The organism is Mixta intestinalis (assembly GCF_009914055.1).
GTDB classification, from domain to species: Bacteria; Pseudomonadota; Gammaproteobacteria; order Enterobacterales; family Enterobacteriaceae; genus Mixta; species Mixta intestinalis.
The window spans coordinates 3,864,015-3,885,658 of sequence record NZ_CP028271.1 but is presented as its reverse complement, the minus strand read 5'-3'; the positions used below and the strand labels follow the sequence as shown (position 1 = coordinate 3,885,658).

The window sequence follows — 21,644 nt, the reverse complement described above, 5'->3', positions numbered from 1 at the left end:
TAGCATATTGTTTTAATATAATCGATCATGTTGGTTTTTTGTATTACTGTTGCACCACATAGAGCAATGTGCGCGATAAGTTAAATACTAAATAAATAAAAGTTAAACATAGGTTAATCTCAATTTTCAATACAAGAAACGTCGTAACGTTATTTATCGCTTTGGCACTTTATTCCAACACAAATTGCCCGTTTTTCCCCCACGGGGAATATAACCATAAAATAAAAATGGTTATTTTTTTGCTCAGGAACAGGTGAAATAGTGGAATCTGCTGACTATAACAATAGCTCCTGATGCTACGTTATTATATTAGAAAGTTCCGAACTCGATAAAAAGCAAGCGAATATAGAATAAAGACTAAAAAAGGTCAAAGGGATACGGAACAATAATGCACTTCGTTATATATCCCTTTTTAAAAAGTGGTTATTCTTCTGGTGGTTAAGGGATTAGCGTAATGGTATAGGCATTACTGCCCGCGACAGGTGCGCGATTGTAATAGGTCGCATGATGCTGCTTATACTGAAACATTGCCGCATACGTAATACCGCCGCCGCCATCTTTAATTCCTTTGATCTGTAGCGTAACCGGCACGCCTGGCGTTACGTTGAGATGAAAGGCCTGTGGCGAATGCTTTATCATAAAGGCATCGCCAAAGGCATTACCGTTATAAAAGACTTGTATATAGTCACCGTCAACCGCTGCGTAATCCCACACCAGAAGTTCAATGGTCCGCTTTTCCTGTCCATCGCTGGCATCACTCTCACTACGAAACGTTACGTTATAATCTCCAACCGGAAGCTGCGTACTGTCGTTTTCCAGCAGGCGCACGCCTGCGCCAAGCTTATCAGACATGCCGGTATTTAGCGCATCGACGGCCTCCTGGCCAGTTGCCACGCGGGGAAGAGGGTCTGACAGGTAATTAGCAACGACTATAACAGCAAGGGCGATAAACCCTAACGCTCTTAGCGGATTCTTTTTCTTCGTAGCCTTTTCCTCTGTCTGCTCTTCAGTACGGGTATTTTTACTCTGCAACCACCATTCCTGAGGCTTTTGTTGCGTGTCCTTATGCTGCGCTTCTGATGGCGCTGACTTGTTTTTCTTAAAAAAATTCATTTGATTAACTCAATGGCTTTAGCGGTCTGAAATAAAAATAAGCGCACATTGCCAGGCGCGAAATAATGATCTGTACGATGGCAAGAACGATAAAAATGATCTGTCGGCCTCCATTGATCACTTCGAACCCCTTAAACAGTAACCCGGCACCTGCGGCGAAAATAAGCACGTTTAGCGAACCGATAATCACCAAGGGCAGCAGCCATGGGAGAAACCAGTAGAGACTTCGCAGGCGGGAAAAGAAGAATGACGGTAGTAATGTAATGAAAAAAGTCTGAACCGTGGCGGAAGGAACCCCCACACTTGACGCCGGAATCCAACCGCTGCTGATGGTAGTAAAAATATCCATCATAAATCCCAGCGGGGTAATAACCAGAAACAGCGTTAGTGGCCCGAGAAAAAACATCAAATAGAGCCTGGCGATGATGCCTGGTGCAGGGCGCTCTTGATAATGCATTGGCTACCTTATTTATAAAAATTGTTTTACAGGGAGAAAGCTAGCGCACGCTAATATCGCTGGCTTCAATCGTAATCAGCTCTTCCCGCGTCAGATCCGGATCGGTGCTTAACCGTAGCGCCTGCTGATTCAATGATTTTTCAAAAACGTTACGTACGTAGCGCCCGTTGCCGAACGCCGTTTCGCTGACCGCCTGCGTAAACAGCGCGCGCATCTTCTGCCGCGCCGCCTCTTCCAGCACGTAGCCACGTTTCTGATAAAGCTGGTCGGCAATGCGCATCAACTCGTCCACGCGGTAATCATCGAACTGGATAATATTAGGGAAACGCGATTTAAGGCCGGGGTTCATTTCCAGGAACTCATCCATGTTTTGACTGTAACCGGCCAGGATCACTACCAGCCGATCGCGATTATCATCCATCAGCTTAACCAGCGTATCGATCGCCTCGCGGCCAAAATCATTGGCACCGCCCTGAGCCAGGGCATAGGCTTCATCGATAAACAGCACGCCATCCATCGCCTCCCTGACTTTCTCCGTGGTTTTTATCGCCGTCTGACCTACATAACCCGCTACCAGACCCGCCCGGTCCGTTTCAACCAGGTTATTCGTCTGAATAACATTAATATGCGCAAGCACGTCGGCGATAATACGCGCCATCATCGTTTTACCGGTGCCGGGGTTGCCTTTGAAAATCATGTGCAAAGTCTGACTGGCATCTACAGGCAGCCCCATTTTGCGCCGCTCGCTCAGTACCCGCAGTCGGGCATAGAGGCTACGGATATAGGTTTTAACCTCGCTCAGCCCGATAATATCGTTAAGCACCGCCTCCAGATCGTAGGTTTTCCCGCCCGGGCGCGCTTCGCCAATATCCTCCGGGAGAATGGTGGTTAGCTCGGCAGCCGCCACTTCAGTGGTCGCAATACGCGCTGACTGTTTGCGTAAAATGTTCTCCAGCATATTACGTACCATACGCCCGTTGCCGGAATGCGCTGAGGCGGTTCGGCTCGCCGCCGCTACTGATTCATGCAGCCTGGCCTGCGCCTGCCCGGTAAGCCGGAAGCCTTTATTGGTCACCTGTAACAGCGCGATTTTATACAGCTCCTCTACCGTATAGTCCGGGAAATGAATAACCAGCGGAAAACGTGATTCCAGCCCGGAATTATTCTTCATGAAGTCAGCCATTTCTTTTTTATACCCGGCCAGGATGACGACAAGCTCACCGCGATAATCCTCAATAAGCTTAACCAGCGTATCGATAGCTTCTTTATCATTAGGGCTGTTGGCAGAGAGCGAATAGGCTTCATCGATAAACAGCACGCCACCCAGCGCACTTTTGATCATGGCTTCAGTCTTCTCTGCCGTTTTACCGTAATACTCGGAGACCAGACCACTACGGTCGGTTTCAATGAGCTGGCCCTGCTTTAGCAGCCCCATATTTTTAAACATGGCAGCCATCACGCGGGCAATCGTCGTTTTTCCGGTGCCGGGATTACCGGTAAAGATAATGTTGAGTGATTGTCGGATATCAACCACCACATCCGCCTTACGCCGTTTCTCATCGGCCAGCAGCATGGTGTGCTGAGCGCGAATCGCTTCTTTAACGTTCTCCAGGCCGACTATCGACGCCAGCGCGCTTTCTAAATCAAAATCCTGATGACGGTCAAACCTGAAATCTTCCGCCATCAACAGCCCCATATCGGCCTTCGGATCGCGCGCCAGGCGCCTGGACTGCTCAACGATGGCGCTTTCGATAATATTCCTGACCAGACGTCCGTTGCCGCTGTCGTTGCGCCCTTTAATCTGGCTTTTTTCAAACTGCCGGATAAGCGACTCGTTGCAGGCTTCGTCAATCACATAGCCTTTGGATCGCGCCGTGATACCGGCAATTTTTAACATCTCATCGGCACTGTAGTCATCGAAATGGATTAGGTTCGGGAAGCGTGATTTCAGACCGCTGTTGGCCTGCAGGAAGGTTTGCATCTCATCGCTATAGCCAGCCAGAATAACCACCAGATTATCGCGATGGTCTTCTATTCCTTTTACCAGCGCATCGACAGCTTCAATACCAAAAACATCATGGCGATCGCGACACAGCGCGTAGGCTTCATCGATAAACAGTACGCCGCCCAACGCGGACTGGATAACCTCATTCGTTAGTCGGGCCGTATGTCCGACATACTTCCCTACCAGGTCGGCTCGGGTAACTTCCTTCAGCTGGCCTCCCGTCAGAACGCCAATGGCTTTCAAATACCTGGCAACGATACGCGCCATCATGGTTTTACCGGTGCCGGGGTTGCCGGTGAAAATCATATGCATCGAAACAGGGGAGAATTTATAGCCCGCTTTCTCTCTCCGCTTCTGTACTCTGGCATTATTCTCCAGCCCCAGTACATACTCTTTCACGCTTTGTAGCCCAATTACCGATTCCAGCTCCTGCTGAACCGCCAGTAAATTGTCATTTTGTCGATTGGGAAGCAGCGTATTCAGGTAAACAGGATTCGCCGCAGGAGACTCTGGTTTTAACACCAGCGCATCGTCAATAACCTCAAAATAGAGTTTGCCGCCGCTGGAAGCGTTATCCTGCAAACGATACTCGACCAGCGCTTTATAGATGACCTCGTGCAGGTAATGCTGAATGGCCATCAGCCCCTGCTTCTTGTTGTATCTGGCGGTACAGTACTGCACAACCGCATCATCATAATAGAGCGTAAAGTGCAGGTTTTTCTGACTACGCTGCTCCAGGCCGCTGAGAAAGCGCAACGTCAGCTGCTTAATTTCGTCTGGCGTATAGTCATCCACATGAATGATATCGTTCACCGCCTGCATAAACGAAGCGCCAAACCTCTCGGACACGTCGCTTTCGCGTACGCTGCTGATAAATACCAGGTACTTACCGCTTGCTGTCAGAAGGCTGGTTGCGTCTCCGGCGGGCATATATTGATATTGTCCGCTGGTAACCAGCTGTGCCACAGGCCACAAATAGCTGTCTGCACACCGCTCGAAATTTTCGAAGACAATGACTTCAGCCCGGTCGCGCAGCGAATTGCCTAATTCCTGAATAAAGTTCTGTTCATCACCGGCGCTGGCATAACGCGCCAGATCTAAACGGTTTACGCGATCCTCCTGGATCAGCGCCCGCTCTGCCAGCTGCTTAACGATCTGGACGATCAGCGTATGTCTGCCGGAACTTTCGCCGCCCAACAGAAAAAGAGTATTCGCTGGCATCAGCCTGTCACGTCCCGCCACAAACGGGCGCTTAAAAGCGCGCAGCAGATTGGCCTGGCACTGTAATTGCCCGACAATATGCTGCGTGAGATCTTTCCCGATAGCGCTAAATTTGCGGTTCAGCTCATCATTTTTGATTTTTTTAGAAGCCCGTGACCAGGCGGAGGCAGTCTTCACGCGATCGACGCTGCCAGATTTTTTTGTCCGCTGAGCGGCGGCAGCCGTTTGCGCTGAGGCTCTGGTCTGCTGATACCGTAACGGTGAATCAGACTGTACCGGCTGTGCTTTGGCCGTAAGGCCGTGTTTTCTGTAAATCGAAAAAATTTGCCATTCAGGGAATAAAAATTTTAGCAGTTCTTTAAACGTCACCGCGTGATCCGCCTTTTGGGAAAGGTTTCGCCATAAAACAGGCAATATTTTAACGCAGAATTTTACCCACGTGACGGATTAATAGCCAGACAGAAAGTTACCTTCGATAACGTTATAAAGTGAGGAAGAACAAGCGTGAGGTTTATCTCTACTGCGGTTGATAAAATGGGTACAGGTATATTGTTGGTTGTTATTTTTTTGATGTAAAAATGATAATAAGAAACGATAATTTTATTTAACTCTCGCTTATTACGCTGTCGCGTAAATATACCGTTAATTAATGCGCTGATATAACCGGCCTGTGGCCTGGCTGACCGGTTTTATCGATAAGCTTCTCAGGCTTTACTCATTTCCGCGCTGATTTGCTCCAGTGATTTATCCTTAGTTTCCGTCACAAAGAAAACATTCAGCAGGAACCACAGCAGGCAGCAGAACCCATACATAAAGAACGGGAAGCTACCGTTAAACAGCCGGTTAAGCAGTTCGCTGTTGGTAAGCATCGGGAAAGTTTGCGAAACGATAAAGCTACCGGTCCAGATCAGCAGCGTGGCCCAGGACATCAGCTTGTCACGTATCAGGTTCGGCGCCAGCTCCGGAATAATGATCCACAGGATAGGGCCAACGGTGCCGCCGAAGAACAGAATATAGATAATCATGATCGCCAGCATAAACAGACTGGAAATCCCCATCCAGATTAATATACCCAGCAGCGTAATGGATAAGAAGCAGACAAAAGAGCCAACGATCAGCAGCTTACGCCGTCCATATTTTTCCACACGATAAACGGCCCAGACCGCTGCGGCAAAGAAAGCGACACCGATAACGATCTGTTGATAGTACGCGGTTTTTTCGCTGGCGATACCGATGTTTTCAAACAGCACATTGCCGTAATAGAGCACGGCGTTAATGCCGCACAGGTTTGCCAGCAGCGCCATCGTCAGGATAATAATCGACACCCGGCGATATTTTTTCGACAGAATGCTTTCGCTTTTATCAGAAGGGTTCTTATTCTGGAAAGAGCGTTTGATCTCGGCGATAGCCGCCCCGCTATCGTACTCCTGTCCGTTAACATATTTAATAATCGTACTGGCTTCTTCTTCGCGGTTTTTGTTAATCAACCAGCGGGGGGATTCCGGTAAAAAGAAAGCGAGAATCATAAACAGGCAGCCGGGTAACGCCATCGCTCCCAGCATAAAACGCCAGGAGTATTGGGTAGCCCATTCAGGATCGGTCGTCCAGCTGGCAACCAGCGCGTTAACCATATACACCGCCAGTATGCCGAAGGCGATCATCATCTGATAAAAGCCCAGCGTTTTCCCGCGAATCTTCTGCGCTGAGATTTCACCAATGTAGACCGGCGCAGTAGCAGAACCCAGCCCCACGCCGATCCCACCAATAATTCTGAAAATAATGAACAGCGTAAAGTTGTAGGGAAAGGCGGTGAAAATGCCGGATAAAAAGACCAGCAGCCCGGTGATGATCAACGCTTTTTTCCTGCCTAACGCATTGGTAATAAATTGCCCGCTGAACGCGCCGATCATAAAGCCGAGCACCACTGAAGAAACCGCCCATCCGGTTCCCATTGCATCGAGAGAGAAATATCTGCTCAGATGCGATATCGCGCCCGCAATAACGGCGGAGTCGAACCCGTACAACAAACCGGCTAATGACGCAATAAGGGACAACCTATAGCTCATACGATATGTTGTTTTCATATGTTTACCCGTAATTATTTTTTAATTCTGGGAACGGCGTTATTTTTAATGCGTGCCGATCTCTCTTTATATTCAGGGATCATTTTCATTGAATCATCAAACCAGGCATCCGGATCGGTACTGGCAACCAGTCCGAAATTACCCCACGGCATTAATGAGCCGGAACGGATAACAACCCTTGCCGACGTGTAAATATCCGCCACTAACTTTTTATGGGGAATTAAAGTAAAGTCTGCGCCCGAACCGGTAAATATTTCCGTTACGTCGCGGAAAAGTTTAGGGTTACTTTCCGGCACTTCATCAGCGAAGATGACATCTTCGATAAATATTTCCTGACGTAACACACGTAATATTTCAAGTAAATCAACCGTACCCGCGCAGAAAGCCAGATCGATTCGATTGGCCTCAGCCGGAATAGGCGCGCCCGCATCGGTAACCAGAATAATATCGCCGTGGCCTAAGCTGGCCAGCGCTGAGGCGATCTGTGGGTGTAGGATTTTCCCAGGTCTCATCATGTTCTCCGGTATTATTTTCAATTAGTAAATGGCGTGAGATTTAAGGTATTGAGTCGTTTTCCATCCTTTGATTTAAAATTTAATTTATTATTTTCCGTGCATTTCCAGCTCAATTTCTTCCAGCGTTTTACCTTTTGTTTCGGGAACCATTGCCAGGACAAATAATAATGCGATAACGGAAATCCCTGCGAAAATAAAGAAGGTGTTGGCCGCACTGATATTTTCCACCAGCACCGGAAAAAAGCGGGAAACAAAAAAGTTGCCGCCCCATAAGGCGAAAGTGGCAATGGATACGGCAACGCCGCGCACATGAATGGGGAAAATTTCCGCAATAATGACCCAGGCAACCGTGCCATACGAAACCGCAAACACCGCAACGTAGGCCAGAATACAGATCAGCAGCCAGGTAGTATGCGTTTCGCTGGCGCGGAACAGCATACCGGTGCAACCAAGCGCGATAGCCATGCCCACCGAGCCAAAAATCAGCAGCGTGCGCCGCCCAACTTTATCGATAATCCACATCGAAACCAGCGTTGATGCCACCAGCGTCAGGCCAATCAATACGGTAAAGGACATCGCACCGCTGACATTTACGCCTGCGGTTTTAAAGATTTCCGGCGCGTAATAGAAAATGGCGTTGATACCGGTAATCTGCTGGAAAAGCGCCACGCAGAAGCCGATTGCCAGCGCCTTACGTAACCGGGGAGCGAACAGATCCCTCAGGCGCGCCGAGTGCTCATTAAGCAACGCAGCTTTAATCGCCTTAAGCTGTTCTCTGGCGGCTTCTTCGTCCGGGTTAATCTTGCGCAGAATATCCAGCCCCTGCTCATCGCGTCCCTTCCGTACCAGCCAGCGCGGGCTTTCCGGCACCCAGGCCAGCAGCAGCAGGAAAACAATTGCCGGAACGATACCGGTGGCGAAAATCACCCGCCAGCCGTGCTCTATATTCCACGCTTCGCTGGCCTGGCTGGCAATAATTGCCGCGATGGCGAACACCGCCAGGTTACCGATGCAGTTAAAGAGCTGGTTAAGCGAAACCAGCCGTCCACGAATATGCGCCGGAGAAACTTCAGCGATATACAGCGGCGCAACCGTAGTTTCCAGACCAATACCGATGCCAACCAGGATACGAAACCACACCAGCATTTCCGGCGAGGAAGCCAACGCTTCACCCAGCACGCCAAAGATGAAAATCAGCGCCGTCAGCAGCAGAACTTTCTTCCTCCCTGCCGCATCAGAAAGCGGGCCAGCCATGGCCACGCCGATAATACAGCCGACAATAATGGATGAGGTTACCCATCCGATACCATCAGCATCCAGCGCGAACTTGTCCTGTAAAAAACCAACGGAACCGGAAATACTGCCGTTATCAAAACCAAACAGGAACCCGCCTACGGCGGTAACCAGCGAGATTAACAGGACGTTGCGCATCCAGGTGGTTTGTGCTGAAACATGTGCATGACTGACCATAAAACTCTCCGTTATCAGGCGGGTGAGCGTGGTGATGTCGATATCGCGCGAATGACGCAGGCCTGCTGTAGCGCCGACAGGCTGACGTTGGACGCCAGTCCAGCGGTGGGGCTGGCAGCATTGGCTGCGCCGCAGGCCGCCGCCAGCGTCAGATGCGCGGTCCATCCCTTCTGAGGTTGAGCCAGCAGGCTGGCGATCAGCCCGGCGCAATAGGCATCGCCGGAGCCTACCGCACTCACGGTAGCCACGGTGGGCGAGGTAATTTCAAAATCGCCATCCGGCGTCAGCGCCAGCGTTGGCCGCTGTCCATCGGTGATGATGACGCAGCGAACGCCCCGCGCCAGCCAGCTTTCCGGCAGGTTTTCCCCGGCTGCTTCTTTTACCTGGCGCAGCTCATCGCGGTTGATTTTGATGATATCGGGCAGCATGGCGGCGGACTGTAACAGCGCCGGGCCGTGCGTATCGAGCAGCGACAGCACGCTATGCTTGCGCGCCAGCGTTATCCAGCGTCCGTATTCATCCGGCGTCAGGTTCTTCGCCAGTGAACCAGTGCAGATTACCGCGCTGGCGTGCGGCATTTCCTTTGCCAACATGGCATGTAGCTGCTGATGTTCTTCAGGCTGAATTGCCGGGCCAGCGGCGTTGTAGACGCTGGCCTTTTCCGGTGCCTGTTTCTCCGTCACCACTTCGCAAATGCGCGTGCTGTCGGAGATAACGCACCAGCGCCCCTCCAGCTGCTCCTGCTCCAGCAGCTCACGGCAGAGGCGGCCCGTGGCACCACCAAGAAAACCGAGCAGCAGCGGTTCAGGCGCGCCGGGCAACTGCGGCTGTAGCTGACGCAGCACGCGCGCCACGTTAACCCCCTTGCCGCCCGCCAGGGTTTTATCATCCAGCAGGCGATGCACTTCGCCCGGACGTTGCTCCTCCACCAGCAGCAGACGTTCGATAGCGGTATTCAGTGAGGCGATAATGACATTCACAGCCGATCCTCCCGGTGATGAGCAATAAGCCAGCTTTCGCGGGCAATCATGGCCGCGCCGGTGGCAACCGGCTCAGCCAGTTCGCTAACGTAAAGCGGCATCTTCCAGCGGCGCTTACGATGCTCCAGCATCTCCGGACGCTGGAACAGAGAGCCCATCAACACCGCATCCTGCGGACGAATCGCGCCGGTTTCGCACATGTGGGTCAGCAGCATAAAAGCGCGATCGGCAATATGATTCAGCGTCGCCTGTACAATATCCGCAGGCCGTACGCCCGCATTCAGATGGTGCAGCGAGAACAGCCCCTGCGCTTCGTCTTCATTGACGGAAACGGCAAGGCCGGGCGCGCCCTGTCCTTCCAGCAGATCGCTAAACAATCGGTCGTAATCGCTCTGATAGAGCAGCTCCGCCAGCGTTTGAATGATCTTGCCGGAAGGGGTAGCGCATCCCATGACGAACTCTCCCGCCTGCCAGGTGCGTTCGATATCCACGCCAAGCTGCCAGGCTACAGGCGTATCAGGGAAGTGAGGCGTTAGCACCATCAGGTATTCTGAGGTGCCGATGGAATCAAAAACGTGGGTCGGCTGATAGTTTTGCACCGCCCAGGCCCCCACAATCTGATCGTGTCCGCCGACAAAAACGCAGGCGTGCGGGCTGAGCGCCACGCCCGGCAGCGCCTGCGGGCGAATCTCTCCGCAGCACTCGCCAGTGTCCGCCATCGCTGAAAACAGTTCAGGGCGCAGGTCCAGCCGTTCCAGCGTTGGCTCATGTAGCTGCATGGTTTGTAAATCGACGCACTGTGAATGCGTAATTTGCGAGGTGGGCGCACGCCATTCCCCGGTGAGACGCCACATAACGTAGCTGCCGAAATCCACCCAGCGATCGATTTGCTGCCAGATATCGGCGTGATGCTGACGGATCCAGCTTAACCGTTCGGGGCTTTGATTAGGGCGCGAGCGCATGCCGGAAACCCGATAATGCGCCTGGCTATCGAGCCAGCAATGCGTATCGCTCTCCAGCGCGGCGGTGGGATAGTTTTCCCACCACGCCAGCGAAGGGTAAACCATCTCACCCTGGCGGTTAACGGCAACGGACTCCTCCTGTCCAAAAGTGCCGATGGACACCGCCGCCAGCGGGCCGCAGGCGCGGGCCTCACTGTTGGCGTAATCAATAATCAGCGCTGACAGAAGCTGCCATACCGCCTGCACATCGTGAAAGGTGAGCCCGTTATGCTGCGTAACGGGCGTGCGGCACTTTTTCACCGGCAATAGCGCACCTTCCTCGCTAATGCCGATAACTTTTATATGCGTGGTGCCAATATCAATGCCGAGAAACCACATCGTGATTACCCTCAATTATCAAGTTACAGCCCCAGCTTGCCTGGGTTCAGAACGCCGTTCGGATCGAGCGCATGTTTCAGGCGGCGCAGCAGTAAATGCGCGGAACCGAGCGATTCGCGGGCATAGGGTGAACGCACCAGGCCGCCGCCATGATGATGCGAAAGCTCGGCATTGTGCTCCAGACAGACGCGCATTGTCTCGCGCCAGATAGTACGTAGCTTCTCCACCGCTTCGGCGTCGGTTTTTTCCTGGCCCAGCAGGATCATGTACATTGAGGTGCCCTGCGGATAGACATGCGAAAAGTGCGACAGCACTTCGCCCGCCAGCGGCGTCAGCATTTTATTCAGGTCGTGATAAAGACCCGCAATACCGTCCCAGGTGTGCGCAATTTCAATGGTTTCCGCAAAGCCGCCGGTGGTATCCAGCAGGTTTTCCACGGTGGAGAAATCAAAGCGACGATCCATCCACTTCAGCACCCCTTCCGGGCCAACAGATTTACCGCCGTGACGCTCAACGATAGCCATAAACGCGTCCATCTCAGCACGCGCCACCGCTTCAACGCCCTGGGTGCCCAGGAACATTACCGGTTTGTCCTGCGCCGGATTCTGCATGGCATGACGCGCTTCGGCGGTATCGTAAAGACGCAGCAGGAACGGACGCAGCCCGGCCATCGCCTGTTCACGCATGATTTTCAGGCCCGCATCAACGGAAGGCAGCTCCAGCGAATCAAACAGGCGCGTCTGCGGCAGCGGGAAGATTTTTAGCTGTACTGAGGTGACGATACCCAGCGTGCCTTCAGCGCCGATAAACAGCTGGCGCAGATCCGGCCCCATCGCCGCGCGCGGTGAGGCTTTCAGACGGATTTTTTCACCGGTAGCGAGAATAACGGTATAGGCGGTGATCAGATCCTCAATGCCGCCGTAGTAGGAAGAGAACTGGCCGGTCGCCAGCGTGGAAAGCCAGCCGCCGACGGTAGACTGATATAAAGACTGCGGTGAATGGCCGAGCGTCCATCCCATCGCCTGAAGCTCATCTTCCAGCTTGCCGCCGTTGTAACCGGCAGAGACTTCTACCGTCAGGTTGGTGGTGTTTACGTCGCGCTCATTTTTCATATCGGTTAAATCAAGCACGATGCCGCCACGCGTCGGCAGCGGCTGCCCGGTCACAGAGGAGGCCAGCGCACGCGGGGTAACCGGCGTATCATGGGCCGTCGCCAGCGCCAGAACCTGCTGAATTTGCTCATCATTGATGACCTTAACCACAACATCCGCCTGATAATCGTGGCATCCTAAGCGCCGCAGTTTGGTAGAAAGCGGCCAGGTATCATGACTTGACGCCCGAAGTGTATCGCTGTCGGTTAATACCTGAGATTCAGGTAAGACGTTTTTTAATGCGGAAACAAGGTGGGAAATGTCAGACATACAAACTCCTGCATTCACAATTTAGAAAAAGATTCTGGCGCCTCTGAAGGGTTGAAACGCACAGGGCATATTTCATTGACATCGGATTGACGGCTAATATACGATCAATTTGCAGAAAGCTGCAAATTGCGTTTTGCCAACATCTCAACTTTGTGAAGGGGATCAAAATGGATTCAAGAACCGGAAAGGCTGTTCGTTTAGGTCGTATCCTGCGCCCGGAAACCGGACGCGCAGTGGTGGTCGCCGCCTCCCACGGCGTCATGGCCGGGCCGCCGTCAGGGCTGAAAACACGCAACGAAATTGAAACTGTCTTTTCCCAGCTGCGCAGAGCTGACGGCGTGATGGTATCGCCGGGGATGATTCCGCTGGTGGAAAACACCTTCATCGGTCGCGATCGTCCGGGCTTCGTGCTGCATCTTGACTGGAAAAACCATGCACGTTCCATCTATACGCCGGGTAAAGATGGACGTAGCGAAGGGGTACTGGCCCAGCTGGCTGAGATTGGCGATGTGGCGGCCTGCGGTATTGATGCAGTGATGACTTACATGTATCTGGGACAGAAAGATACGGCGCTGGAGCAGGCGGAAATCGTGCGCAACACCCATATCGTGCGCGAATGTGAACGTCACGGCATCGCGGTAATTATCGAACCGCGCTCCGCGCTGGAAGGTATCGATCCTGACGCGCTCAGCGCCAAAGTGATGAGCATGTATTGCCGCATCGCGGCGGATATCGGGGCCGACCTGGTGAAAGCGCTGTGGCCCGGCTCCGTGGAGGATTTTGCCGCTGTAACAAGCACCTGTTATACTCCGGTACTGCTTGCAGGTGGTGCCGGTGGCGAAGATCCGCACTCCACATTGCAGCTGGCGGCGGACGCTATGCAGGCAGGCGCCAGCGGAGTGATGTTTGGACGACGTATCTTCCGCGCACAGCATCCCGCCGGGGTTCTTCGTGCACTTAACGCTGTCGTGCATGAAAAACAGAGCGTTGAGCAGGCACTGCGGTTTCTGGAACAGTAAGAGTCGACGGAAACAATGACGGTTATTGCACAAGATGCAAAGCAGCTTTCTCCGGTAGCGTTTATTGCGCGGACTATCCTTTCGCTGGGATTGTCCGGTCGTCTGCCGACCACCTCCTGGTTTCAGGATGTTCTGGAGATAGGCTCCGGCACGGTGCAAAAAGCGCTACAGGAACTGAAAAAATCGGGCGCGGTCAGCCTGGTTTCTCGCGGTCATCAGGGGACCTTCGTGGTCTCCTGGAATTTTCCTCTGTTGTGGGACGCCGCACGTATGCCGCCGGTGCATATGCTGCTGCCGCCACGCGGCTCGCGTGAGGCTACGCAGGTCGCTTCGGCATTTGTGCAGCAATGCAGCCAGTGGAGCGTAGTAACGACTGTCGGTTACCTGCGCGGCGCGCGTTCACGTCTGGCCGCCTTCCAGCAGGGCGAAGCGGATATCATGCTTATCTCTTCCGGCTCCGCGCAAAAACTGATGTCGGACGCTGCCGAGCAGGGTTTCGAACTGTTTGAGGTAGGCAACGGCAGCTATTACCGCCCGGACAGTCTGGTGGTGGTGGAGAAAACCAACGCCGCGCCCGCAAAACGCCTGCGCGTAGGCATCGATTTTCACTCCAGCGACCATCAGCGCTTAACCAGAGCGCAGTTCCCCGAGCAAACCTGTGATTATATCGAAGTCGATTTTACGCTGCTGCCGCGCTCCGTTTTCCTCGGTGAGATTGATACCGGTGTCTGGCATCAGGAACCTTCACTGATCCCGCTGGAAAAAGTGGGCTTAACCATCAAACCACTGGATAATCCCCAGGCGTTATCGCTGGCGGAAACGCTGTCCAGCGCGGTGTTAGTGGTGCGGGCAGCTTCGCCTGTTGCCCAACTGCTGCGTCAGATCGATTTCACCACCCTTAAAGCCCAGGCGATGCAGCCGCTGAACGATGCCGATCCCTGGTTTGACAGCGTCCCGGATATCCTGCGCTTTCGCTAATTTTCGCCTTCCAGCGCCGCTTCAGCATAGAGATAGCCAATCCCCATTACCTGCTGTGACCGGGTTAACTGTCCGAAGTTAATTTGCGTCGCGTTGCGGTTAACGCCATCGCTGTGATCGAACGGATTAAAGCCGATACGCTGCTTAATAGCCTCCAGCCAGCGGCTGCCGAAGCCGCAGCTGCGACCATAAAGCCAAATCTGGTTAATGTTCAGAATATTCAGGAAGCTATCCAGGCTAAAACCGATGGCGTTGGCGGCATCTTCTACCCAGCGGATAACCTGTTCATCACCACGATGCCACGCCTCGATAAGCTGCGCGGAAGTGATGCTGTCAGGATCTTGCCCGCTCTGGGGCTGTGATTTCAACCAGATACGCGCCTGCTTTTTCAGGGCGCTGAGCGAGGCAACGGTTTCCAGACAGCCGTAACGCCCACAGTCACAGGGCAGCCCATCCGGGTTGATAATGGTATGCCCAATCTGACCGCTACCGTTCAGGCTACCGCGATAGATCTGACCGTTAATCACAAACGACGATCCCACGCCATAATCGACGTTGATCACGCAGAAATCCTTGCGGTTAAAAGGATTTTGCCACTTCTCCGCCAGCGCCAGCATCACGCAGTCGTTATCCACTTTGACCTTAATGCCGAGCTTCTCTTCCAGCAGATATTTAATCTCTACCGGCTCCCGCCACGGTGCCTGCGGCATGGTTTGCGACACGCCGGTGCCGGGATCTACCTGTCCATGCACGCCCAGCGCCAGATGGAGAGTTTTACGCGGCCAGCGTTGTCGCTGCCGATGCCAGACAGCTTCTATCGCCGCCAGCAACGCTTTTGGCGTCGGTGCCTCAATGGGCTGGCGCTCAAAATCGCCCAGCGCGGAAAGCTGCGCATCGCAGAGCTGGCTTTCGATGCTGCGCGGCGTCACGTTCATGCAGAGGATATAGTCGCCCTGAGGCGGGATCTGATAGCTGCCGCTGTTCATACCCCGGCTGCTGAGATTTTCACTGGAATGGCTCAACTTTCCCTCTTCCACCAGCTCCTGGAGGATTTTGCTGACCGCCGGAATCGACAATCCGGTGTGCTGGGAAAACTGCGACTTGCTTAAGCGCTTGTAGCGCCATACCAGCCGAAGCAACGCCTGTCGATTTAGCTGACGCACCCGCTGATTATTCAGACCTCTCTCAAGCATTTCACTAAATCCTGTTAACTGTATTGCGTGAGCATCCAGCGATTAAAGCAAAAAGTTACGCTCCATACTGCCACAACACCAAGATTAACTGTTTTTTGTTTACAGGGGAGTGGCTATGTACGGCGCGGTTAAAATCTGGCAGGAAACAATTTCTCTTCCAACCTGGACGACCGGAGCGGAAGATCCCAACCCGATGTTTCTTGAGCATCGTGTTTACCAGGGCTCCTCTGGTGCCGTCTATCCCTATGGCGTTATTGATACGCTGACCGGCAAGCGGGAGATGCGCGACTATCAGGCCGTCTGGCTGGAAAATGATTTTATTCGGGTGATGCTGCTGCCGGAACTGGGCGGGCGTATCCAGCGCGCCTATGACAAAGTGATGCAGCGCGATTTCGTCTATTACAACGAGGTGGTGAAACCGGCGCTGGTGGGGCTGGTGGGGCCGTGGATCTCCGGCGGCATTGAATTTAACTGGCCGCAGCATCATCGCCCCACCACCTTTATGCCGGTGGACGTCACCTTTCAACAGCATGAAAACGGGGCACAAACGGTCTGGCTGGGCGAAACCGAGCCGATGCGCGGCTTGCAGGTGATGGCAGGCTTTACGCTCTACCCGGAGCGGGCGCTGATAGAGATCACCGGCAAAGTGTTTAACGGCAACGTCACGCCGCGCCACTTCCTCTGGTGGGCAAATCCAGCGGTCAAAGGGGGCGACGATCATCAAAGCGTCTTCCCGCCGGACGTGACCGCCGTCTTCGACCACGGCAAACGCGATGTCTCCGCCTTCCCCGTGGCGCACGGCACCTATTACAAGGTGGATTACTCGGCGGGCGTCGATATCTCGCGCTATAAAAATATCCCGGTGCCGACTTCCTATATGGCGGATAAATCAGATTACGATTTTGTCGGCGCTTACCATCACGGTGAACAGGGCGGCCTGCTGCATATTGCCGATCACCATATCTCGCCGGGCAAAAAACAGTGGACGTGGGGCAACTGCGATTTCGGCCTCGCCTGGGATCGCAATCTGACCGACAACAATGGGCCTTATATCGAGCTGATGACCGGCGTGTACACCGATAACCAGCCAGATTTTACCTGGATTGCGCCGTTTGAAGAGAAAGTGTTCGTGCAGCACTTCCTGCCTTACAGCAAGCTGGGAACATTGCAAAACGCCAATACCCAGGCAGCGCTGAAGCTGGAGCGCAGCGGCGAACAGCTGGAACTGGGCATTTACGCTATCGCGCCGCTGGAAGGCGCGAGCCTGCGCCTCAGCGATGGCAACACCACGCTCTGGCAAACGCCGCTATCGTTAAAACCGGCGGAAGTCTGGCAGCAGCGCCTCGACGATCGCTGGCCGCAGCGCCTGACGCTGTCGCTGGTAGACCGCCAGGGCGTGACGCTGCTGAGCTACTGCGAACATATCGCCGAAGCGCTGCCGTTGCCGCAGGCCGCCACCGCACCGGCACAGCCGCAGCATATCAACAACTGCGACGAACTCTATTTTATCGGCCAGCACCTTGAGCAGTATCACCACGCCAGCCGCTCCGCGTTCGATTACTACCAGCGGGCGCTGGATATCGATCCGCTGGATTATCGCTGCAACGTGGCGCTCGGCATGCTTGAGTTTAACCGCGGCGACTGGGAAAAAGCGCGCAACCTGGCGGATAACGCGCTGAAACGTGCGCATCGCTTTAATAAAAATCCGCAAAACGGCGATGCCAGCCATCTGCGCGGCGCGGCAAAAGAGCGTCTTGGTGATTATACCGGCGCTTATGATGACTATTATAAAGCCAGCTGGAGCGGCAACTGCCGTGACGCTGCGTTTTATGCACTGGCACGGCTGGCGCTACGCAAAGGCGATGCTGCCCAGGCGCTGAATTTCGCCGAACAGTGTTTGCAGTTCAACGCCGCTAACTACCTCGCTATGGGTCTGAAGGCGCTGGCGATGCAGCAAAACGGCGAGCCGGAGCAGGCGCTAAGCTGGATAGCGCAACAGCTGGAAAGCTGGCCGCTCAATTACGCGCTGCACTATGCCCGCTGGGCGATCACGCGCAGCGAACAGGACAGAAACGAGTTGTTGCGCGTTACCGGTCAGCGCGGCACCAACGCCAGTATGCTTGCCGGATGGCTGCTGAGCTTCGGCGCAGAAGAGGCGGCCCGTGATCTCCTTCAGCAACTGGAGGTGAAAGAAGCGATGCCGTTACTCTGGCTGGCGGCGCTGGCCCGCGATGCGCAGGAACAGCAGCGCTACCTCGCCCTCGCCCGTGACTATTTTACTGCCCGCGTGCGTTTCCCCAATACGCTTGATGAAGTGGCGATGCTGCAACGTCTGCCGCAGGATGGCTTCGCCCGTTATCTGCTTGGCTGTTTCTGGTACAGCAAACGTCGCTACGCGGAAGCGGTAACCTGCTGGGCATTCACCGCCAGCCAGATGCCTGATTTCGCTGGCGTACAGCGCGTGCTCGGCATCCACGCCTGGAATAAACAGCACGACGCGCAGCGCGCCGAAAGCTACCTGCAACGCGCCGTTGAGCTGGAGCCGGACAATGCCCGCTTCCTGTTCGAGCTCGATTATCTGCGTAAATTGAATGCCCGTTCGGTCAGTGAACGCCTCTCGCTGCTTGCCGCCCGCCGTGAAATCGTACTTAAGCGTGACGATCTGACCGCCGAATTGTTGAGCCTGTGGCATATCGCCGGAGAAAACAGCGCCGCAGCACAGGTGCTGGCGACACGTAAATTCCATCCCTGGGAAGGGGGTGAAGGTAAAGTCACCGGTCAGTATCTGATCAACCAGCAGCGCCGGGCGCTGGCGCATATCGCTAACGGTGAACTGGCGCAGGCAGAAGCACTGTTAACCCAGGCGCTGCACTACCCGGAAAACCTTGGCGAAGGACGGCTGCCGGGGCAAAGCGACAACGATATCTGGTATCTGCTGGGCTGGTGTGCGCAGCAACAGCAACGTGGTGCGCGAGCGCAGGCGTGCTGGCAACAGGCGCTACAGGGCGGATCGTCACTGGAGGCGGGACGTTATTACAACGATCAGCCGGTTGATTATCTCTTCTACCAGGCGATGTCGCAGGCCGCGACCGGCGATACCGCCTCGGCGCAGCAGCAGTTCCAGCGTTTCATCAAGTGGGCGCAGAACCACCGCGACGATGTTATCGAACCCGATTTCTTTGCGGTTTCTCTGCCTGACCTGATTGCGCTGGACGGCGACGCCCGCAGCATCCAACGCCAGCACTGCCTGTTCGTTGAGGCGCTGGGCCACCTCGGTCTTGGTGATATCGCCGCCTTTACCCGGCTGACCGATGAGCTGCTGGCGCTTAACCCGGCGCATGACAAAGCGCACCTGCTGCGTCTGGCGCAACAAACACGCGTCTTTGCCTGAAGATCCTCAAAAAAGCGGGCGTTACAGAATGCCCGCACCGCTTACCCGACAAAAGTATAATGAGGAATAACCATGGAACGTATGCAAACGCAGTTACGCATGGGATATGTCTGGACTATCTGCCTGGTTGCCGCCTGCGGCGGGCTGCTGTTCGGCTATGACTGGGTAGTTATCGGCGGGGCCAAGCCCTTCTATGAAGCTTACTTCTCTATTACCGATCCCGGCCAGTCCGGCTGGGCGATGAGTTCTGCGCTGGTTGGCTGCGTCTTTGGTGCGATCGTTTCCGGCTGGTGCGCCGACCGCTTTGGCCGCAAACTACCGCTGATTCTCTCAGCGATTCTGTTCAGCCTTTCTGCCTGGGGCACCGCCGTTGCCACCAGCTTCGATCTGTTTGTGATTTATCGCATCGTTGGCGGCGTCGGTATCGGTCTCGCCTCCGCGTTGAGTCCGATGTATATCGCGGAAGTCAGCCCGGCAGAAAAACGCGGCAAGTTCGTCGCTATTAATCAGCTGACCATCGTAATTGGCGTACTCGCCGCCCAGCTAATTAACCTGCTGATTGCCGAGCCGGTAGCCAGCAACGCCGCAATGCAGGAGATCGCCCAAAGCTGGAACGGACAAACCGGCTGGCGCTGGATGTTTGGCGCAGAGCTGGTGCCTGCCCTCGCCTTTTTAGTGCTGATGTTTCTCGTGCCGGAATCGCCGCGCTGGCTGGCACGCATGGGGAAAAACGAACGCGCCCACCAGATGCTGCAACGTATCGGTAATCAGCGCTATGCCGATGAAACACTGCATGATATCCAGCTGACGCTGAATAAAGATACGCATAAAGTTGCCTGGTCAGCGCTGTGGGAACCGAAAGTCAGGCCGGTGATTATCATGGGCATGGTGCTGGCGGTGTTCCAGCAGTGGTGCGGAATTAACGTGATTTTTAACTACGCGCAGGAGATTTTTGCCTCCGCCGGGTTTGATATCAACAGCACGCTGAAATCTATCGTCGCCACCGGCCTGATCAATCTGGTATTTACCATCGCGGCGCTGCCGCTGGTGGACAAAATTGGACGCCGTAAGTTAATGCTGTTTGGCGCAACGGGCCTGACCATCATTTATGCACTGATCGGCGCGGCCTATGGCATGGGCTTTATGGGCCTGCCGGTACTGCTGCTGGTGCTGGCGGCGATCGCAATTTACGCCCTGACGCTGGCACCGGTTACCTGGGTGCTGCTCTCTGAAATCTTCCCGAACCGGGTGCGCGGGCTGGCGATGTCGCTGGGAACGCTGGCGCTGTGGATCGCCTGCTTCCTGCTGACCTATACCTTCCCGCTGCTGAACGCCTGGCTGGGGGCCGCAGGCAGCTTCCTGCTCTACGGCGTCATCTGCGCCGCTGGCTTTATCTATATTCGCCAGTATGTACCGGAAACTAAAGGCGTCAGCCTGGAAGCACTGGAGCAGCGTATCGCAGCGCAGTATGGCGCGGCAGCCCAGACGCGTGCCGCTAAGCGAGCCAGTTAATGGACGCGCTAACGCTCAACAATGGCGTTTTGCGCCTGGCCGTCGCCCCGCAGGGGGCGTCGGTTCTCCACCTCGAATCGCTTAAGCACAACCGTCCGATTCTGTATGGCGCGCAGCAGGCGCTGTTTCCGATGCTGCCGCTGGCTAACCGCGTGGCGGGTAACGCTTTCACACTGCACGGCGAGAAGATTGCGCTACCATCCAGCCCGGTGGATGAGCGCTTTTTTCTGCACGGCGACGGCTGGCTGCAACGCTGGACGGTGGAACAGCAGAGCGGAGAGGCGATTACGCTAAGCTGCGCTTCCCGCTACGACTGTGGATTTGATTATGCCGCCCGGCTGCATTACCGGCTGGTGGATAATGCCCTGCACGCTGAGCTGGCATTAACGCATCATGGACGAAAGATGATGGTTTACGGGCTGGGTTTCCATCCCTTCTTTCAGCTTCAACCCGATAGTCGGGTGCAGTTTTCCGCCTCTGGCTACTGGCCGGAAGGCGAACATCATTTGCCACTGGCATGGCAGGATACCTTGCCGTCAGCGGTTGATTTCACCACGCCGGTTAAGCCAGCCGATACCTGGCTGAACGTTGGTTATTCCGGCTGGAGCGGCTGCGCCCTGATTGAAGATGCGCAAATGCAGGTGAAATTGACCAGCGAAGCGCCCTGGCTAATGGTATTTCGTCAGCCCGGCAAGCCGTTTATTTGTCTGGAGCCGCAAACCCATCCGGTTAATGCGCATAATCTAACCGGCATGCCGGGGTTAAGGGCTTTACAGCAGGGCGAAGCGACCACGCTGAAGATGGTAATCCAGGTTAACTGAGGCAAAGTAAACAGTATTAAAAGCTTATTTCGATAGTCCCCAAACTTCGCCGCCAGGCAAAACCTTACCAACAATATGACTAATTGCCTGATATTAGCGGTTCTGTGATCGACCGCGCGCCGCT

15 protein-coding genes are annotated in these 21,644 nt (G+C 54.4%); 5 read left to right on the top strand and 10 right to left on the bottom strand.

Annotated features, from left to right (window positions below):
- Positions 1–438: 438 nt before the first annotated feature.
- The 9 genes from C7M51_RS18075 to C7M51_RS18035 form a co-directional block, all read right to left on the bottom strand.
- Positions 439–1,032 carry a hypothetical protein gene (locus tag C7M51_RS18075; protein ID WP_160622935.1) on the bottom strand — a complete coding sequence of 198 codons (594 nt, stop codon included), beginning with the start codon at positions 1,030–1,032 and terminating at the stop codon, positions 439–441.
- Between the two features lie 85 nt (positions 1,033–1,117).
- The gene (locus C7M51_RS18070; RefSeq protein ID WP_160622934.1) at positions 1,118–1,570 is read right to left on the bottom strand and encodes a hypothetical protein; all 453 of its coding nucleotides are present in this window, start codon (positions 1,568–1,570) and stop codon (positions 1,118–1,120) included.
- A 40-nt stretch (positions 1,571–1,610) separates the two neighbouring features.
- Positions 1,611–4,973 (bottom strand): AAA family ATPase, encoded by a 3,363-nt coding sequence (locus tag C7M51_RS18065; RefSeq protein WP_208852105.1) that lies wholly within the window; start codon positions 4,971–4,973, stop codon positions 1,611–1,613.
- Positions 4,974–5,500: 527 nt separating this feature from the next.
- Positions 5,501–6,880 carry a sugar porter family MFS transporter gene (locus C7M51_RS18060; protein WP_160622932.1) on the bottom strand — a complete coding sequence of 460 codons (1,380 nt, stop codon included), beginning with the start codon at positions 6,878–6,880 and terminating at the stop codon, positions 5,501–5,503.
- Between the two features lie 14 nt (positions 6,881–6,894).
- A complete protein-coding gene (locus C7M51_RS18055) occupies positions 6,895–7,395 on the bottom strand; it encodes an RbsD/FucU domain-containing protein (RefSeq protein ID WP_244323761.1) in 501 nt (166 codons plus the stop codon).
- Between the two features lie 87 nt (positions 7,396–7,482).
- Positions 7,483–8,865: a sugar porter family MFS transporter gene (locus C7M51_RS18050; protein ID WP_244323760.1), complete on the bottom strand. Its 1,383-nt coding sequence runs from the start codon at positions 8,863–8,865 to the stop codon at positions 7,483–7,485.
- 14 nt (positions 8,866–8,879) lie between these two features.
- Entirely contained in the window at positions 8,880–9,845 is a 966-nt protein-coding gene (locus C7M51_RS22525) for a 1-phosphofructokinase family hexose kinase (protein WP_160622930.1), read from the bottom strand.
- Positions 9,842–11,185 carry an FGGY-family carbohydrate kinase gene (locus C7M51_RS18040; protein ID WP_160622929.1) on the bottom strand — a complete coding sequence of 448 codons (1,344 nt, stop codon included), beginning with the start codon at positions 11,183–11,185 and terminating at the stop codon, positions 9,842–9,844. The genes C7M51_RS22525 and C7M51_RS18040 overlap by 4 nt, the downstream gene beginning before the upstream one ends.
- 23 nt (positions 11,186–11,208) lie before the next feature.
- On the bottom strand, positions 11,209–12,606 hold the full coding sequence (locus C7M51_RS18035; protein ID WP_160622928.1) for an FAD-binding oxidoreductase: 1,398 nt from the start codon (positions 12,604–12,606) through the stop codon (positions 11,209–11,211).
- Between the two features lie 167 nt (positions 12,607–12,773).
- Here C7M51_RS18035 and C7M51_RS18030 point away from each other — a divergent pair, with 167 nt between their 5' ends.
- Together C7M51_RS18030 and C7M51_RS18025 are read left to right on the top strand one after the other, a co-directional pair.
- Positions 12,774–13,625 carry a class I fructose-bisphosphate aldolase gene (locus tag C7M51_RS18030; protein ID WP_160622927.1) on the top strand — a complete coding sequence of 284 codons (852 nt, stop codon included), beginning with the start codon at positions 12,774–12,776 and terminating at the stop codon, positions 13,623–13,625.
- A 15-nt stretch (positions 13,626–13,640) separates the two neighbouring features.
- Complete coding sequence (locus C7M51_RS18025) at positions 13,641–14,603, top strand: YhfZ family protein (RefSeq protein WP_160622926.1); 963 nt, start codon at positions 13,641–13,643, stop codon at positions 14,601–14,603.
- Here the strand turns inward: C7M51_RS18025 and C7M51_RS18020 are convergent.
- The gene (locus C7M51_RS18020; protein ID WP_160622925.1) at positions 14,600–15,796 is read right to left on the bottom strand and encodes an ROK family transcriptional regulator; all 1,197 of its coding nucleotides are present in this window, start codon (positions 15,794–15,796) and stop codon (positions 14,600–14,602) included. The two genes, C7M51_RS18025 and C7M51_RS18020, sit on opposite strands and share 4 nt — an antisense overlap.
- A 115-nt stretch (positions 15,797–15,911) precedes the next feature.
- Between C7M51_RS18020 and C7M51_RS18015 the strand changes: the two genes are divergently transcribed.
- From C7M51_RS18015 to C7M51_RS18005, 3 genes are all read left to right on the top strand, one after another.
- Complete coding sequence (locus C7M51_RS18015; protein ID WP_160622924.1) at positions 15,912–19,187, top strand: DUF5107 domain-containing protein; 3,276 nt, start codon at positions 15,912–15,914, stop codon at positions 19,185–19,187.
- Positions 19,188–19,259: 72 nt separating this feature from the next.
- Positions 19,260–20,699 (top strand): sugar porter family MFS transporter, encoded by a 1,440-nt coding sequence (locus C7M51_RS18010; RefSeq protein ID WP_160622923.1) that lies wholly within the window; start codon positions 19,260–19,262, stop codon positions 20,697–20,699.
- Entirely contained in the window at positions 20,699–21,520 is an 822-nt protein-coding gene (locus C7M51_RS18005) for an aldose 1-epimerase (protein WP_160622922.1), read from the top strand. Before C7M51_RS18010 ends, C7M51_RS18005 begins: the two co-directional genes overlap by 1 nt.
- The last annotated feature ends 124 nt before the right edge of the window (positions 21,521–21,644 follow it).